We start from the raw sequence: 447 nt of genomic DNA on the forward strand, positions 1-447 counted from the left end.
GTAGTTGATGTTCAGGCGCGAGAACTCGATCTGGCGCGGCTTGGCCGCTTCGCGCGGCAGGCCGGCATCGACCAGCGGCTGGGTCAGCGCGTCGTCATGGGCGAAGTCGACGTTGTCCACGCACCAGTCGTACAGCGGGCGGTGGTCTTCGAATTCCAGCGTGCACAGCGAGTGGGTGATGCCTTCGATCGAATCACCCAGCGCGTGGGCGAAGTCGTACATCGGGTAGATCGGCCACGCATTGCCGGTGTTCTGGTGCTCGACGTGCTTGATGCGGTACAGCGCCGGATCGCGCAGGTTGATGTTGCCGCTGGCCATGTCGATCTTGGCGCGCAGGGTGCGCGCACCATCCGGGAATTCACCGGCGCGCATGCGGCGGAACAGGTCGAGGTTTTCCTCGACGCTGCGGTCGCGCCACGGCGACGGGCGGCCCGGCTCGGTCAGGGT

At 66.2% G+C, this 447-nt stretch carries 1 protein-coding gene; it reads right to left on the reverse strand.

The features are described from left to right. Positions 1-447: glutamate--tRNA ligase family protein (locus D7V88_RS42260; RefSeq protein ID WP_244238706.1), on the reverse strand; the 447-nt coding region annotated here is incomplete at both ends.

The sequence above is a fragment of the Corallococcus terminator genome (assembly GCF_003611635.1).
Classification (GTDB): domain Bacteria; phylum Myxococcota; class Myxococcia; order Myxococcales; family Myxococcaceae; genus Corallococcus; species Corallococcus terminator.